The organism is Methanolobus sp. ZRKC4 (assembly GCF_045291305.1).
Lineage (GTDB): Archaea > Halobacteriota > Methanosarcinia > Methanosarcinales > Methanosarcinaceae > Methanolobus.
Window position 1 is genome coordinate 1396259 of sequence record NZ_CP146983.1, and the last position, 16744, is coordinate 1413002.

The window sequence follows — 16744 nt, forward strand, 5'->3', positions numbered from 1 at the left end:
CGTCTTTTGTGATTCAAAATTAATGCCTAAAAAAGTAAAAGATAATCTAATGGTGTAGTTAGGCTATGTTTAAAAATAGATGTTGAATGCAAGGTCACATGGACTTCTTACATTCAGGACATGCCCTTCCTCTGGTAGTAGAAATGAATGAATGCTTTGGTGTGATACACTTGCATAGGGGACAGAGTTCGTTGCTTTTGAATATTTTTTCGACAGCCTGGAGGTCTGTATCATAGATGTGTGTGTCCCACCCGGTTGCGATCAGGGATTCTATCTCGTAAGGTAAGTTCTGTTCTCTGAATACTTTTTTGAATCCTTCGACAATAGCAGGTATATTAGCAGGGAATCCGCCGAAAGCATCCCATGAGCGGTATAGTATGTACAATCTTGCCTGTGTTTCACTCATGAGTTCAATCTTATATGCTATCCAGCAAGGTTGGTCTTCAAATTTAGGAATATGGACTTCATTTTCCCACAAAACACCTACATGCCTTCTTGAGCCCGGACGCATATTGGCTACATTCTCACCAAGAGTGTTGTAAGCTGTCTCTCCATATCTGAAGAGTTGTTTTGCATAACAGTAATCAAATTTTCTTTTATCATCATCCGGGAGTGAGATGTACCAGTCAGCATACTCTTCGGTGAGCTCTTCCTTGTATTTCTTTATCAGATTCTCTCCGAAAGGAACAGCAGGGTTCACCTGATTGTTATTTATATCCTTTATCTGGATGGTTGCATGGACCCTCTTTGTCATCGTATTATAATCCGGTTTATGCTCCTCGCCATTTTTATATATCTCGTAAATCAGTTGTGACCATGCTGAAGAAATGTTTTGTGCTTTTATCAGTACAGCTTCCATATCCATCATTCCCTTTTACAGTATTATCATCTTACTTTCGATGATTTCTTTTTGAAATAAAAATGATTTTATTAAAATTAGATTGTATGCTCTGGATATAATTATTGTTGTTGTTTATCCATCACTGACTGTATATCATGTTTTTCTACAAGGGCGCTTGCAAGCATAATAGCCTTTGTATAGTGTCCTCCGACTCTCGAAGTGTCCACGAATACATAATTATCCATCAGTATTGGTGCTCCCATACCGTCTCCGCCTCCAAGAAAGACCAGGGTCCTGAAGATCAGATTTCCTGATATGCCATCAGGAGCAAGGATAAAGTTTGATTCCTTGATTGCATCTTCTATGAGGATGGTGTGATGCTTTGCCTCGATGCCCATTTCCCTTATCCTGTTTACTATGAAATCCCCTTCAGCAAGTGTCTGATCCACGCGCTGGTTCCTTCCAAGGTCGCCAAGCCTTCCTCCTGAGAGCACTCCTACAACAGGTTCTACGCCGAACCTACGGATGTGTTCAACACCTAGCCTGATGAAAGCTATCTTGTCAGCCAGTTCGTCCCCTTCATCAATTCCTACAGGTGCAATAAAAAATGGTTTTCCTTCACTTGTCAGCAACAATGCGATTCGATGGAGCTGATCTTGGTTCAGCGCTTTTCTGAGGTTTGAAAGTGTTCCTGATGCTTTTGCAGTACCCCTGACTGCAGCATCAACATACTTTGACCTCAAAAGTTCTCCAAGTACTTTTTCAGGATCATTCGTGCCAATGATCTCAAGCTCGGTTCCCACTGACTCTATTTCCTGCTTATCTCCTATCAGGACAACATGGGCATATCCTGCATCCTGGGCTTCCTTTGCACTCTTTAGCATCTTGGGAGTGGGATTCCTTACTCCTATGGCAACCCTTGCTCTGTTTTTCAACGCTTTTTGTTCTATTATCTCGAGCAGGCCCTTGGTACTTTTTGATCCCATGTATGAATACCTACCATTAGTAATATCAATTAGAACAGACAAAGATGTGCAAACATTAATTACTTTTCCTGAATATCGGATAATGATCTCTTATGACTGTGAGTATGGAATGGGCAGAAAAGTATCGACCAAAGACACTTGCTGATGTAGTAGGTCATAAAAAACCTGTTGAAGAATTGCGCAACTGGGCTGAGAAATGGGTTCACGGTATTCCCGATACGAGGGCAGTTATCCTGCAGGGTCCGGCCGGGATCGGTAAGACCTCTTCTGCTCATGCACTTGCCATGGATTTCGGATGGGAGGTCATTGAGCTCAATGCCAGTGACCAGAGGACTGCCGGTGTCATTGAAAAGGTTGCAGGCTCAGCCTCACAGATGCGTACGTTAACCGGAGTATCCGGGAAAAGGCTAGTAATTCTTGATGAAGCGGACAACCTTCATGGAAACAGTGACCGTGGCGGCTCACGTGCGATAATCAATGTGATCAAGGAGACAAGTCAGCCTATAGTATTGATTGCCAACGACCTTTATGGCATATCTTCCTCACTGCGTTCTTTATGCCTTGAGCTGAAGTTCGGTTCCGTTCAATCCCGGTCCATGGTGCCTGCACTCAAGAAAATTGCACTTAATGAGGGCCTGATGTGTGGTGTTGGAGTAATAGAAAAAATCTCTGAGAATGCGGACGGGGATTTCAGGAGTGCTGTCAACGACCTGCAGGCAGTCGCAATGGGACGCACTGAGATTAACATTGAAGACATATCGACTGCAGAACGCGATAATAAAGAGTCGATTTTCAGGGTAGTCGGGAAGATCTTCAAGGGTAAGGATATTACGCCTGCTCTGGAAGCCAGTTATAGCCTGGATGAAACGCCTGAGGATCTGATCCACTGGATAGATGAGAATCTGCCTCATCAATACACTGGCAAGGGCGAAGAAGCGCTTACGGATGATATTATTCAGGCATATTCTTATCTTTCACGTTCTGATCGTTTTTTGGGACGTGTGCGCAGGCGACAAAATTATCGCATGTGGCGTTATGCGGGCATGCTCATGACTGGTGGAGCAGTTGTTTCAAAATCTCGCAATCGTAGTGGCTTTGTGAAATACCAGCCTCCGTCTCTCTGGAGAAAGATGGGTCAGATACGTTCAAAAAGAAACATGCGGGACAATATTGCTGCAAAGGTAGGTACTCATTGTAATGAGTCCATGCGGTATTCACGGCTTGAGGTTGCAGGGCTCTATACGAAGCTTTTGGAAACCGATGACTATGCGATAGACGTTGTTGCAACACTTGGACTTGAGATGGATGAATTGCTCTACCTGATGGGTGCTAAAAAGGTCACAAAAAAGATTCAGGCTATTTATGATGGTGCACAGGAGCTGCGAAAGAATGTGTTTTCTTCAGATGAACCAGTCTTTTTCGTAGAAAAAAAGAGTCCTAAAAAAGATCCTTCTCAGTTGAGTCTGGATAAATTGCCGGGTTCAAATAAAGAGGGCCCTGTAACAAGTGAATCTTCCTTTTCTAAAAAGGAACCTGCAAAAAAACCACAAAAGACTCTTTTTGATTTTTAATTCTGCTTATTGTGGCCCGAAGTGCTATGTGTGGCATACGTGCATTATTTAATATGCATTGTAATGCCTAGTATCAAATGCATATGTTTGATTGTATATGTATGACAGTAATTATTGTGCTGGATATTTGACTGGATTTGATTTCCTTCATGATTTGTCTTTTATATTTATCTGATATACTTATTTTATATTGCATCATCATTTGTATTTGTTTGAACAGTTGTCTTATTTTGTAAGATTTATTCAAGTTTATAGAAATAGGTACTCTGTTATTTTTATTAAAAATAGTATGAAAATGTATTCTCAGTACTAATAACTCAACAGAGATCTCTGATAATTACATAATATAAAGCTCAGCGTAAGCAACGCTTAACATTTTGTCAGTTTATTTTAGTAAAAATGAATGAAAAAAGTGGAGTGGAGTATGAGCGGGTTGGGGAGTGGGGGTTATTGTCAAAAAGAGGATAACCCGCTCATCTAATTTCTAAATAGTTTGTATTGTATATATACGTTTTGGCACTCATCATCATTATGATGAGATGTTTTGGTTAAAAGTACCATTTAAACACCTCTTGCACTTGATATTACTTTTAATTATTTTGGAAAATTCCGTCGAAAACTGATAAATACCTTGCATTCCACTTTCATTGTGAGTGATACAATGGTAATTGGAGTTACAATGGTAAATGTGCTGCCTGGCAGCGAAAGAACCGCTTTTAATGAACTTAACAAAATCGAAGGTATAAAAGACATTTATCATGTTTTTGGAGAATATGATTTCGTAGTTATAATCGAAGTTGACGATCTTGGACGTCTCAACAATATCGTTGACCAGATCCGTGAAACCAGTGATGTGACTGCAACCCAGACAATTGTCGGTGCAGAGCTGAAATGATTCGGAAAAAACATTTTTATATATTCCGAGTTATTATTTTCTGGTCATTGTAATAGTGACCAATAAAGGACGAGGAAGATATTCTTATGGATAATCCAATTGCAGAAGAACTCGCGAAGAGTCAAAAATCCATCAGTGTCGCAGAATTCTTTGAGAAGAACCGGCAGATACTGGGTTTTGATTCAGCTCCACGCAGCCTTATAACAACTGTTAAGGAGGCTGTAGACAACTCCCTTGATGCCTGTGAAGAGTCAGAAATCCTGCCGGATATCCTGCTACACATAGAGCGTGCCGGCAAGGATAACGTTGTCATAATTATCGAGGATAACGGCCCGGGTATAGTAAAGGAACAGATTCCCAAGGTGTTTGCAAAGTTGCTTTACGGTTCAAGGTTCCACGCACTAAAACAAAGCCGTGGACAGCAGGGTATAGGGATTTCCGCATCTGTCCTTTATGCACAACTGACATCCGGCCATCCGGCCAAGATCATCTCAAAGATAGATTCCAGTAAACCTGCTCATAATTACGAACTGATGATAAATACCAGTACTAATGACCCTGAGATACTGAAGGACAACATTGTGGACTGGGATCGTCCTCATGGAACGCGTATAGAGCTGGAAATGGAAGCTTCCTATGTCAAAGGAAGACGTCAGTCGATCTACGAGTATCTGAAAGCTACTGCTATAGTGAATCCTCATGCAAGGATAACATTAGTTGAACCTGATGGTAATGAGGTAATCTTCGAAAGAGCAACGGATAAAATGCCGATTCCTGCAAACGAGATTCTTCCTCATCCTCACGGCATCGAGCTTGGAACACTTATGAAGATGCTTCGTTACACCGAACGTCAGAAATTGTCCCCCTTTTTGCGCTATTCTTTTTCCAAGATCGGTCACCTTACAGCAGAGGAGATCTGCAAGGCTTCAGGCCTTGATCCCGAATTTGATCCGCATGAACTTAACAGGGATCAGGCAAGAAAACTCCTGGATGCATTCTCAAAAGTAAAGATAATGGCTCCTCCGACTGATTGTCTTTCTCCCATAGGTGAAGATCTTATCTACAAAGGACTTGAGAAAGAGTTCAGTGTAGATTTCATAGCAACAACCACACGCTCTCCTTCTGTGTTCTCTGGAAATCCCTTCGTTGTTGAGGTAGGCATTGCTTACGGAGGCGAACTTCACAAGGATGATCGCATTGAAATCATGCGTTTTGCCAACAGGGTTCCCCTGCTTTACCAGCAAGGTGGCTGTGTGACCACTCATGCCATTGAATCTATTAAATGGAAACAGTATGGACTCAACCAGCCAGGTGGAGGAATACCAAGCGGTCCTGCTGTCATCCTGGTTCATGTAGCTTCTACCAATGTCCCGTTCACTTCCGAATCAAAGGATGCCGTTGCAGAGATTCCCGAGATCAAAGATGAGATCGAACTGGCGGTAAAAGAAGTTTCAAGAAAGCTCAGTCGCTTTTTGAGCAAGCAGGACTCATTGAAAAAACGCCGTGAGAAAGAAGTCATCATCAAAAAAGTGTTGCCAAAAATGGCCCAGAAACTTGCTGTAACACTTGACAAGGATGTTCCTGACATAAACCCTGTAGTTGCAAAAGTGATGGGTAACCTGCTGGTCGACAGGATAGTTGAATCTAATGGTAATGAAGGAGTTGATGTGTCTATAAGGGTCAAGAATTTTTCCAGCAAGAAACAGGATTTCAAGGTCCATGATATGGTTCCATTTGAAATAGAAAACGCAGTTCCTGAGCCTAAGGTCATAAATATGGGTAGTGATTACGATCATGTATGGAAGATGAGTGTTTCTCCCGGTTCTTCCAAAGTCATTAATTATTCTGTAGCAACTCTTGACGAGAATGAAATATCCCGTCTGCCTTCACTGATTGTGGAAGGACTTGATGAGGAACTTGTAACCGGTGCAAAGGCAATAAAGGGATGAGATAAATGGCAAAAGAGATATCCCAACAGAAAAAGGAACATGATGAGATAGCAAGCAACCGTTTATTGGGTCTTGCAGGGGAATTTTATGATCAGTTCATTGATGAGATTGTCCCAAAAGTCTCTCTTCCCAGTCGTACAAAGGCAAATATAGAGTACAGTGAAGACAGTGATGTTTGGGTCTACGGTGATCGTGAGACCGAAAGAAGTGCCAAGACTGTAAAAGGGGCTTTCCAGCTCCTAAAGACCACACATGTTGTGGACTTCATAGTGAACAATCATCTTGGACAGAACCGCGGATCAACATTGAGGGAGTTGTACTATATCTCTGAAAACTGGGATATTGCAAAATTCCGCGAGCAACCGGAAAGTGACAGGCTCATCGAAGACCTGGAGATCATCTCCGGTCTGCAGAGGGAATATTTCCACATGCGTCCGGAAGAGGACGGTGCTACAATGTTTGGTCCCATAAAGATACGTGAGGAAACAAACCGTGGCGACAGGATGATTCACTGCCAGGAAGATATCGGTGAGAGTGGTTATCAGATACCCTTCAATGTTGAGAACATCGAGTTTCTTGAGCATGATGCGGATTTCATCATAGCCGTGGAGACTGGTGGTATGTACGCGAGGCTGATTGAGAATGGTTTTGATGAAAAGTACAATGCTATACTTGTTCACCTTAAAGGCCAGCCCGCAAGATCTACAAGACGTCTTATCAAGCGCATGAATGATGAATTGAACATACCTGTTACCGTATTTACTGATGGTGATCCCTGGTCATATCGTATCTTTGCCTCGGTTGCATACGGTGCTATAAAGAGTGCCCATCTCTCGGAACACATGGCAACTCCGGGCGCTCACTTTATAGGAGTCCAGCCTTCTGACATTGTAGAGTACGAACTTTCCACTGACAAACTGACTGATAAAGATGTAAGCGCTCTTAGGAGTGAACTCACCGATCCGCGGTTTGAAAGTGAATACTGGAAAGAGCAGATAAACCTTCAGCTTGATATTGGCAAAAAAGCTGAACAGCAGGCCTTTGCAGGAAAAGGTCTTGACTTTGTGACAGATAAGTACCTTCCAGAACGTCTGACGGAACTCGGGATACTTTGATATCCCGTTTCTAGTTTTTTCTGTTCCTCGGTTTGAAATTCCTGCATATTGCACTTTGGGATACTCTCATTGCTTTTGTATCCACATGGTGGCAAATGCCATTTTTCTGGAACTTGCACGACTTACAGGAATATACTTTAAGATTGAGATTATCCTTTATTATTTTTTCTTTTACAAGGTCTTCTCCACAACCCTTGTGGTACTTTATATCTCCCTTGCTGCAATTAAGTGCCTGTGCCAGAAGTAAGCTCACAGCAGGTGGTTCCCATCGGGTATATGTCTGGTTCACAGCTATTTTTTTTGTAGGTATAAATGCTGTGGCTCTTGTTCCTCCATTCTCTTCGATGGACTGGGTTATCTTTTCTACTTGGTCTTTGATCTTGTCGTTATCAGGCTGTTGTTTTAGTGCCTTTGCCATAAAGCTCAGGGCCGCCTCGTTCCTTCCAAGTTTCTTAAGGGCCAGACTTTTGTTATACAACGCAGGTACAAATCCTGCCATATTGTACTGGTTCAGTATCTTGTCATAGCATTCAATGGCTTCGTGGAATTTCTCTTTTTTGTGAAGAAGCATACCTTTGTTATTCAGAGCAATGGGATTGTTAGGATCTAACTCAAGTGCAAGGCCAAAATAATGCATTTTCTTTTCAGGGTCTTTTTCCTTTAATCCCTGTTCTATCCATTTATTGGATTCTTCGGAAGTCCTTTTTCTCATTGGCCGGTCTATTCTCGGAATTCTATATTACTCTTCTCGCCAGAAATGGCTAATTCGTGTGTTGTCAGACAATGTTTATTTAAAAAACCTTATATAGCAAATGTTCAAACCAGAAAGCATGTTTTTGAATGAAACTATTCCGCTCTACATCAATAAGTTCGTAAGTTCTCAATCGGGGGTATTGGGGTCGGACATTACGGCGGCTACAATAGTGATAGTGGCTTCTGTTATTCTTGCTTTTATTGCAAATCTTGTGTTTGAGAAGATCTTCCTGCATTATGCTGTAAAAACAAAGTATGATTGCGATGATCTTATTGTGAAAGTACTCATAAAGCCAATCTTTTATACAGTAGTATTTTTCGGTGCATTCATTGCTGCAGAAATTCTATTTCCTGGAAATCTTGCGATAGAAGTAATGATGGGCTTACTTCTTACGTTTCTTGGCATTGTGTGGATATTGGCACTTCTGCGCATCGATAAAATTCTTTTCAAACATGTATTTTCAAGTCTTGTCAGAAAGACTGATTCTAAGATGGATGATGAGTTGCTCCCGCTTTTTAAGAACATTATTGATGTTCTTATTGTCTTCTTTGGTCTCCTTGCAATACTCAAAGGTGTGTGGGATGCAGATATATTGCCTCTCTTTGCTTCAGCAGGAATTATAGGGTTTGCTGTTGCTTTTGCGGCACAGGATAGTATCTCCCAGTTCTTCGGTGGTATTTCTATTTACTTCGATCAACCATTCAAGCCCGGGGATAGGATAGAGATCGATGATGGTGAGATTGGTATTGTTCAGGAAGTCGGGCTTCGTAGCACGAGGATAAAAAACCTTGAGAACAACATGATAGTGATACCCAACAGTCTGATAGCGAACAGTAAAGTTACTAATTATACTTCACCTGAGGAATTCATGCTGGTAAAAGTGACGATTGGAGTTGCATATGGTTCTGATGTACAGAAGGTCAAGGACATTCTTACGGGGATTGCAGAAAGTGTAGATTCTGTTCTTGATGACCCATCTCCTTATGTCCGATTTGACAACCACGGTGATTTCAGCCTTGATTTTGCCATAGTAATGTGGGTAACTCATCCAGGGGAAAAATTCCCGGTTGTCAATGAGGTAAATACAAAGATCAATGCCGAGTTTGAAAAAGAAGGAATCGACATTCCATTCCCTGTTCGAACTATTATCCATCAACATTAAAATTGGTTGCAGGATATCTCCTGCAATCTTATAATTTAATTTTACCTTGAGCACTTGGGGTTAATCTATTCCGTAGTTTCAGCTATCCATTTGAGATATTCCTTTTCACCGCTGATCTTCCAGGATATTATTGCTGGTAATTCGTAGCTGTGCATATTTTTTATACATTCTATGACGGAATCTACTTTACTGCTTGTAGTCTTTACAGAAAGTGCTATTTCTCTTTCGCTTTCTATCTTTCCTTTCCAGATATAGACTGAATCAATAGGGTTCATATTGGCGCAGGCAGCAAGCTTTTGCTCAACAAGTTTTGAAGCTATTCTTTTGGCTTCTTCTTTGTCTTTTGTTGTTGTGTATACTGTGGAAAACATTGTATATCGCACCGTGCTTTTAATAAATGGTTATATATTTTTAATTCCTATATATATATTAATGACAACTAGTAATTCTTCTATTTACCGGGAGGTTCAGAAATTCAATCAATTCTGGATATGGGTACTTGTTCTTTTACCAGCTGCAATGGCATGGTATGGTGCTATCGAGCAATTGGTTTATGGTCGTCCGTATGGGGCTAGTCCAGTGTCCGATCAGGAGATGCTCGCTATATGGTTTGCTTTTGGTCTTCTGTTACCTTTGTTCATAATGTCTATACGCCTGATAATTGATGTCCGAAATGATGGTATATACATAAAGTTTTTCCCGATTCATCTTTCATTCAAACACTACTCCTTTGAAACAATTGGTTCCTATGGTGTCATAACTTACAGGCCAATTCTTGATTATGGGGGGTGGGGTATTAGATATAGTTCTAAAAGCAAGGCTTACAACATACGTGGGAACAGGGGGCTACTAATCGAATTTAAGAATGGTAAACATCTAATGCTGGGTTCTCAGGAGCCGGAAATTTTTAAGATGGCCATTGACCAGGGTCGAAATAGAAATATGGACTGATTTATTTTATTTTTCTACGTTTCCTCAGGTTTCATACGAATTATGATGTTTCATACGTGTTTTGGGTTGATTCTTGTGTTTCATATGCTTATGTTCATAAGTGTATGTTCTTTATTTTCGTATTAATTGAGTATGTAATTTCTTACACGACCCTGGATGAAATAGTATGAAATTTATTTTTGGATTTGTTTGATATTTCAAGTTTGAAATATACAACAAAACATATTCTTTTTCAGGTATACACTCATTTGTTTTTTATGGGCGTAGTTACTCTATATTATATGGACAATGAGTTGACAGAACTGGAGGATATTGATCTGGAATATTATACTCCGCCAATCTCAAAAAAAGATATTCTTGACACTATTATTGCTTATGATATCTGTTTTATAAGGAATTTTGGATCTGACATGTTCTATGTTGAAATGGTTGATGGTGAGCCTCTTGTGCCTATGCACCCCAAAGGTGCCTATCCGGCAGGCATAGAGCGATTATTTGATCTTATGGTCAGGGAAAGGATTAGCATGATAAGTTACATGGATGAGAAATTAATGAAGTCTTATTTTATGGTGAATAGTAATGATCTCTAACATGTAAATTCCCTGCTAATTGTCACTATTTGGAAAATTATATATATCATTCATATGATTCAAGTCTACTGTCCGGGATTATGTTAAAGCCGGTACTTTACAGTTTATATAAATTTTATTATAATCGGGTTGATGTTAATGGTATTTCCTGTTGTATGGGTATATTGGGTATTTAGTCTCACAATTGTCACTTATGTATCTGCATTTATTATCAACAGATACAGAGAATATGGTTTTGCTGCATTAGTGGCATTTTATACAATTTACCTTGCGGCTTCTCAGATAGTGGCAACCCGTTTAATAGAATTTGACCTTGGATTCTACACTTTCTTTGCTCCGGCTGCAGTGTTCCTTTATCCTTTCCTTTCACAAGCAATTGACATGATCAATGAGGTATACGGTAAGAAAAAAGCTCATATTGCCATTATCATTGCTTTTGTAACGCAGGTTTTGCTGGTGACATTTATTGTCATGACCAATAGTCTCACACCTGCTCCTTTCTTTGAGCATGAGGCTGCCTGGCAGAGCATATTCACACAGGGAATAAGAATCATCCTCGCATCATGGGTATCTTTCCTTGTATTCCAAAATCTCGATGCCTATGTGTTTGCATGGATGAAAACACATTATCCAAAGCAGGTATTCTTAAGGAGTGCATCAAGTGATATATTGAGCTTAACACTTGACAGTCTTATATTTGTGGTACTTGCTTTTTATGGAGTTGCCCCACTTGTTCCTCTTATCATTGGCCAGATAGTGGCTAAGAATCTAATTGGACTACTTGATACTCCCTGGTTTATGTGGTATAAAAGATATTTGGAAAACAATGCTCCCAGTGACGATAATTCCTGATGTGTATTCTTGTGGATTTCGTTAGAAATAATTATTTATATGATTGGATTCTATAAAAATAGAGAGTGGCATGAATTCATTATATATCTTAAGGGATTGGTTCTATGAGTGTGATAGGTTCTTGTTCCTGGCAGAAGTGCATTACCATAAGGAAAATGTAATTCCTTGTGAACATAAATTTACTCATGAACTGACAAGTTCCAGTTTGGAAAATATGTTGAGCAGCATCATGGGTCTGATAAAAGAAGCTGATAGATCTGTAAATTTTGACATATGTATTTATCAGGATGAGATATCATATTTGAAAGAAACACTTGATAATATATCATCTGGCAGATGGAATAGCATGGATGTCGAATGTGTTTTGAAAGCACAGGAAATAGTCCATGTACTTGCTAATGCTGTCAATGCCGATATTGTTCAAAACAACGAGTCTCATGGTCATCCTCCCATTTACAATGCATGTAAGATCAAATAATAAAATCCCGAATTTTGTTGTTTCTGATTATTGTTGAAGAGGTGCCATCATCATCATATCGGTCTGTTGGTACAATATCACAGATATCCGGAATTTCCATATCAGGATCGATGTCTGCATTTTTTCTCTTGAATATCATAAATCTAACATTATATTTTTGAAAATGTTCTAGCAGAATCTGTTTGTTTTCTCCGTTCCTGTAATATTTCTCATTGAAAAGTCTGTTAAGAGTATCTGTGCCTATCAGGAACACGGAATTCGGGAAAAGTACCGCCTTGTCTGCGAACAAGGGTGAGTTTGTGAGATAAATATTCCCAATATAGTTTTCTTCCTGGTATTTCAAGAGCGAATCAATTCTGTCTTTGAGTGAAATATAATCTATTGGTGGTTTGTCCACATTAGCCAGTGAAATTTCAAAATTAACAGGTTCTTTATATTCATCGGCAGCAATTTTTGCAATTTCAATATGTTTTTCATGACATGGATTAAAGGAACCTGAAAAAATGATCTTAGGTTTGTTATCATTTATTCCCAGATCGATCTTCAAAGGTTCAATACTATTTTCAGAATTAATATTCTCCAGAGTTTTTAATAACAATTCTGCCACTGGAAAATCTGCTTCTGTTTCATTGTTGATTATTTCTTTCACAATTGTATTTTTAAAGCTATTACCTTCCAAATTTTCATCTGGATTGCAGACAGCTGCTATATTTTCAATAATGAAATCGGATGCAATCTTTTCCTGTTCTTCTCTGCTGGCATTTTCTTTTAAGAACAGACTCGATGTAATTGTTTTTAGATATGACTGAGAAGCAAAGTGGACCTCATGTTGCCTGCCTTCGCGTTCATTTGTAGTTTTTGTCAGTTTGCAGGTAACTCCAATACCTATCAAAGTTTCATAGTATTTTTTATCTGGCTTTGAGTTCAGGTATAATGCGCGTCTGAAAGCTGACATTGCCATCTCTTTTGCAGTATCTGTAGAAGCATATTCCGATGGTTTTTTTCCTATGAATTTTTCCAGAGACTCTTTGCTATAAGGGACAATTGCTTCAATAACCGTGTCTGATCCTTTTCCGTAGCGTAACAATTCTCCGATCGATTCTGTTCCCCCGCCGGTTATTGCCAATACGATCATATGTGGCGAGTTGTGTATCGTCCTGATTACTCCGGGAATATTTGTTTCATCCTTATTTTTGTGCATCAAGTTCCATTCCTTTGTGCAAAGCGTTTCTAATTATAGGGTATGCCTTTCAGATGTTTAATCTTTATATCTATTTACGTATTTTTTTTGGTGAATACCATGTACATCATATGTTTATATATACAGTACCGGCACATGTGCGACACTCTTTTATAGATTAAATAGTAATTGAAATATTATTGTCCATTTATTATATTTATCATCTTGGTTAATAACTTGGAAACAAGTAGTTTTCTTCTTCGGAATGGCGACTTGTTGCATGTTATGATGGAAAGCAGAATTCAAATAACTTGAGGGAAAAAATGTCTCATATACTTGTGGTTGAAGACAACCCTGTGAATATGGAACTGACAGTTGATCTTCTGGAATCATATGGCTATGCTGTCGTACAGGCAGAGGATGGATTCGTTGCCCTGGAAAAATTGAAAGATGAAGATGTAGATCTGATTCTTTTGGACATACAACTTCCTAAAATAGACGGGCTGGAATTGCTCTCCAGAATAAAAAGTGACGATTCGACTAAGGATATACCTGTCATAGCTTTGACTGCGCATTCAATGCGTGGAGACGACGAGCGTTTTATTGCTGCCGGTTGCATTGACTATATATCCAAACCAATAGATATCAAGGGTTTTAAAGAAAAAATAAAATATCACCTCGAAGCTTCAAACTCCTAAATTAGGCGTATAAATAACAGCTTTTGGTGTAGCTCATGAAACTATGCTCAAAGACTTTTCTTGGTTTAGTTTCATTTCCTTAACACTGTTACTTTTTTGGACTTAATTGCAGATTCTATTATTTTGTAAATTTCAGAGAATATTGAGCACAAAGATGTCAGTAGCAGTATAAGCAAAGAATCTGGCCACTTTGATAATTTAGCAGGGATGTATCTTTTGTAATTCAAAAGGTATATCCAGCAAAAAGCCCTTTTAATGTGTGTCCAAAATACCGAAAAACTATTATCGCCAGGAAAATGAAAATAAATAAATAAGAATCAGGAGTCAAAAATATCATTCAGAAATGATGTTGTCTATCTGCAATTCAAATTCATTCCTGACTCCGTTCACATCGACGATGTAGGTTCCTTTTTCAAGACCATACACATCCAGAACAATTGTTTCTTCATAAGGTACAATTGCTTCTGTGCACATTACATCCGCTGGTCTTATTGTTTTCATATCTACGGTGAAGAGTTTTTCTTCCTTGTCAAATTTGACACTTTTTTCATGTATCTGGGTACATCCGTCCGGATGATATCCTGTTGTTAACACATGGATTTGAACTGGAAAAGATTCAAGGATCAATATCTCTGTATCTTCAACAACCGCATTATTGTATACATATTCATCATCGGTTTGGTTACCGGTGTCTGTCTCGTTATCAGAAGTCGCCGGTGTTTCAGTGCAGCCAAGGAAAAATGTTGCGATTGTTACAATGACAATAGTAAGCAACACACAGATGCCTAACAAAGTGTTATTGTTGGTTTTCATAAACTTTCTCTTTAGCCCCATATTATCCAAATGTCACTCCCTGCATAAATGTATTGCTTAAACTACGAATTTGTTTGAAGTTAAGATATCGGATCAATTACAGTAACTACTACGATTTTTTTGGGCTAAAGGCTTCAGGTTTATGAGTTCTTGAAAAGCAGGTTTAACTTTTTCAGATACCTGTTCAATTCTTCATCTACTTTTTCAGCAGTCATTTTTCCCGCTCCGAATGTTATGTGGGTATCAATCACTTCCATTCCTACATACTCGAATGTACAGTGGCTAATGTACCTTAACAATTCCCGGATATCTCCGTGTTTACCTGCCATAGAGTACCATTCTTCTTCTGCACCGGTACTTATTACCATCATTACTTTCTTGCCTTTCAATAATCCATTCTCATAGACTCTATCTTTTATCGGACTGAAGGCAAAACCCGCTGCAAAGACTCTATCTATCCACCCTTTCATGATGGCTGGCATTGCGGTAAAATAGATGGGAAAATGGAAGATCAGGACATCTGCCCATTTTACTTTTTCCATCTCTGCCATTATATCATCGGAAAAAGTACCTTCCTTACTTGCTGTGATCTGTTCAATGAATGGGTTGAATGAGTCTGTTTTCTTGCGTTGTAGAAAATCAGTTTTGTCTAGCACCGGCTTGAAACCCATTGTATAAAGGTCAGAATGTCTTACTCTATTGCCCTTCTCCTCAAGTTCTTTTACAGCTATCTCTCTCATGAACGAATTGAAAGATTTCGGTTCAGGATGTGCAAAAATGTATAAAATGTTCATATTACCCCATATACATTTTTTATTTTGTAGTACTTATACATTTGTGTATAGTATCACTATAAAAATGAGCTTTCCATAGCTTATGAGATATTAGATTTTCCCATAATAAGATATTTTTCACATTGAGTTCACTTACTCATGAATTCAACGATGTCATTAAGTAATTCTACAAGTTCGTCAAGTCTGTAGTTATCGATGTCCTCACGCGTAGAGATTGATTTAAATGAGTGTGAGCCAGGTCTCATTTTCTGGTCCATGGCTTCAAGCATCTCTATAAGATTTTCAATCGCTTCAGAATTGATGTCAATTTCTTCTTTCTTTTCTATCAGTGTTCCAAGCAATTGCCACATCTCTTTATGGGTATTGTTCTGAAAATCGTAGTAAAGAGAAATCTGCTCATCAGATATTGGATGAAAATTGATTTTTATAATGTCTATAAGGAGATTTCGGATTAATTCTTTTGAAAGTAAAAAAGTTGCCACAAAGAAGCCACGTTTGTAACATGAGTTTATTTCTGCTTTTATTGAATTGTAATGGTCATCAGAAAACCTGATGTCCATGAACCTCTCATGTTTTGATATTGAAGATGAAGTTTGTCCGTAAATTGGATTGATCTTAACGAATTTTTCTATTTCAAAGGAGAAATCATTGATCCTTGGTGGAGCTGTTTTTAAAATAGATCTCTGTTCTTTCAGCCTTTTACACGTGATGTTGTCTGTATAACTTTTTGGTTTATCCTTAAAATAAACTCCTTGAATGTAATCCTGTATGGTATAAGTGTACTCATTTGTTCCGGAACGTTTATTTGTGTGATATAAGCTCTCATATCTGGGTGCTTTATCAGGGAGTATACTTCTTATGATGGGCAAACATCGAGTGTACCATTTAGTATATTCGGCAATGAATGTATTTCGATTCTTTTGATATTCGTGATTATTGGTTGCAATTTTATATTCCAGTATTTCCAGCATCTCATCAGCTATTCTTATTAGATCAGCTATTTCTTGTTTCGATGTTCCACTGGGATTTTGTCCGGTCACATATTATATTAAGACGTTACTAATATATAATTATATATATTCATTTTGTCAGAAAAGAATAGTGTTTTATCACAT

General features: G+C 38.8%; 18 protein-coding genes. 10 read left to right on the forward strand and 8 right to left on the reverse strand.

Annotated features, from left to right (window positions below; genetic code table 11):
- Positions 1–94 precede the first annotated feature (94 nt).
- Complete coding sequence (locus V7O67_RS07345) at positions 95–868, reverse strand: thymidylate synthase (RefSeq protein ID WP_406671349.1); 774 nt, start codon at positions 866–868, stop codon at positions 95–97.
- Positions 869–960: 92 nt separating this feature from the next.
- Positions 961–1827 carry a methanogenesis marker protein Mmp4/MtxX gene (gene mtxX / locus V7O67_RS07350; protein WP_406671350.1) on the reverse strand — a complete coding sequence of 289 codons (867 nt, stop codon included), beginning with the start codon at positions 1825–1827 and terminating at the stop codon, positions 961–963.
- Positions 1828–1931: 104 nt separating this feature from the next.
- Between mtxX and V7O67_RS07355 the strand changes: the two genes are divergently transcribed.
- The 4 genes from V7O67_RS07355 to V7O67_RS07370 all read left to right on the forward strand — a co-directional run bounded on the left by V7O67_RS07355 (position 1932) and on the right by V7O67_RS07370 (position 7357).
- Positions 1932–3398, forward strand: a complete 1467-nt coding sequence (locus V7O67_RS07355) for a replication factor C large subunit (protein ID WP_406671438.1) — start codon at positions 1932–1934, stop codon at positions 3396–3398.
- Between the two features lie 649 nt (positions 3399–4047).
- Positions 4048–4293, forward strand: coding sequence for an Lrp/AsnC ligand binding domain-containing protein (locus V7O67_RS07360; protein ID WP_406671351.1), 246 nt, complete (start codon positions 4048–4050; stop codon positions 4291–4293).
- 86 nt (positions 4294–4379) lie between these two features.
- On the forward strand, positions 4380–6242 hold the full coding sequence (locus V7O67_RS07365) for a DNA topoisomerase VI subunit B (RefSeq protein WP_406671352.1): 1863 nt from the start codon (positions 4380–4382) through the stop codon (positions 6240–6242).
- A gap of 5 nt (positions 6243–6247) precedes the next feature.
- Complete coding sequence (locus V7O67_RS07370) at positions 6248–7357, forward strand: DNA topoisomerase IV subunit A (RefSeq protein WP_406671353.1); 1110 nt, start codon at positions 6248–6250, stop codon at positions 7355–7357.
- Between the two features lie 10 nt (positions 7358–7367).
- Here the strand turns inward: V7O67_RS07370 and V7O67_RS07375 are convergent, their stop codons facing one another.
- Positions 7368–8069: a tetratricopeptide repeat protein gene (locus tag V7O67_RS07375; protein ID WP_342305489.1), complete on the reverse strand. Its 702-nt coding sequence runs from the start codon at positions 8067–8069 to the stop codon at positions 7368–7370.
- Positions 8070–8187: 118 nt separating this feature from the next.
- On the opposite strand from V7O67_RS07375, the gene V7O67_RS07380 reads away from it, so the two are divergent.
- Positions 8188–9273 (forward strand): mechanosensitive ion channel family protein, encoded by a 1086-nt coding sequence (locus tag V7O67_RS07380; RefSeq protein ID WP_342305488.1) that lies wholly within the window; start codon positions 8188–8190, stop codon positions 9271–9273.
- A gap of 65 nt (positions 9274–9338) precedes the next feature.
- On the opposite strand, the gene cutA is transcribed toward V7O67_RS07380, so the two are convergent.
- A complete protein-coding gene (gene cutA / locus V7O67_RS07385) occupies positions 9339–9644 on the reverse strand; it encodes a divalent-cation tolerance protein CutA (RefSeq protein ID WP_342305487.1) in 306 nt (101 codons plus the stop codon).
- A gap of 61 nt (positions 9645–9705) precedes the next feature.
- On the opposite strand from cutA, the gene V7O67_RS07390 reads away from it, so the two are divergent.
- The 4 genes from V7O67_RS07390 to V7O67_RS07405 all read left to right on the forward strand — a co-directional run bounded on the left by V7O67_RS07390 (position 9706) and on the right by V7O67_RS07405 (position 12144).
- A complete protein-coding gene (locus V7O67_RS07390) occupies positions 9706–10224 on the forward strand; it encodes a DUF6141 family protein (protein ID WP_342305486.1) in 519 nt (172 codons plus the stop codon).
- A gap of 257 nt (positions 10225–10481) precedes the next feature.
- Complete coding sequence (locus V7O67_RS07395) at positions 10482–10814, forward strand: hypothetical protein (protein ID WP_406671354.1); 333 nt, start codon at positions 10482–10484, stop codon at positions 10812–10814.
- A gap of 138 nt (positions 10815–10952) precedes the next feature.
- Entirely contained in the window at positions 10953–11666 is a 714-nt protein-coding gene (locus V7O67_RS07400; RefSeq protein ID WP_342305484.1) for a queuosine precursor transporter, read from the forward strand.
- A 70-nt stretch (positions 11667–11736) separates the two neighbouring features.
- The gene (locus tag V7O67_RS07405; protein ID WP_342305483.1) at positions 11737–12144 is read left to right on the forward strand and encodes a hypothetical protein; all 408 of its coding nucleotides are present in this window, start codon (positions 11737–11739) and stop codon (positions 12142–12144) included.
- On the opposite strand, the gene V7O67_RS07410 is transcribed toward V7O67_RS07405, so the two are convergent.
- On the reverse strand, positions 12137–13345 hold the full coding sequence (locus tag V7O67_RS07410) for a hypothetical protein (RefSeq protein ID WP_342305482.1): 1209 nt from the start codon (positions 13343–13345) through the stop codon (positions 12137–12139). The two genes, V7O67_RS07405 and V7O67_RS07410, sit on opposite strands and share 8 nt — an antisense overlap.
- 302 nt (positions 13346–13647) lie before the next feature.
- Between V7O67_RS07410 and V7O67_RS07415 the strand changes: the two genes are divergently transcribed.
- Positions 13648–14022, forward strand: a complete 375-nt coding sequence (locus V7O67_RS07415) for a response regulator (RefSeq protein WP_406671355.1) — start codon at positions 13648–13650, stop codon at positions 14020–14022.
- 333 nt (positions 14023–14355) lie between these two features.
- On the opposite strand, the gene V7O67_RS07420 is transcribed toward V7O67_RS07415, so the two are convergent.
- The 3 genes from V7O67_RS07420 to V7O67_RS07430 all read right to left on the reverse strand — a co-directional run bounded on the left by V7O67_RS07420 (position 14356) and on the right by V7O67_RS07430 (position 16669).
- Positions 14356–14835, reverse strand: coding sequence for a hypothetical protein (locus V7O67_RS07420; protein WP_342305480.1), 480 nt, complete (start codon positions 14833–14835; stop codon positions 14356–14358).
- 140 nt (positions 14836–14975) lie between these two features.
- Positions 14976–15629: an NAD(P)H-dependent oxidoreductase gene (locus V7O67_RS07425; protein WP_342305479.1), complete on the reverse strand. Its 654-nt coding sequence runs from the start codon at positions 15627–15629 to the stop codon at positions 14976–14978.
- Positions 15630–15757: 128 nt separating this feature from the next.
- Positions 15758–16669, reverse strand: coding sequence for a hypothetical protein (locus V7O67_RS07430; RefSeq protein WP_406671357.1), 912 nt, complete (start codon positions 16667–16669; stop codon positions 15758–15760).
- Between the last annotated feature and the right edge of the window lie 75 nt (positions 16670–16744).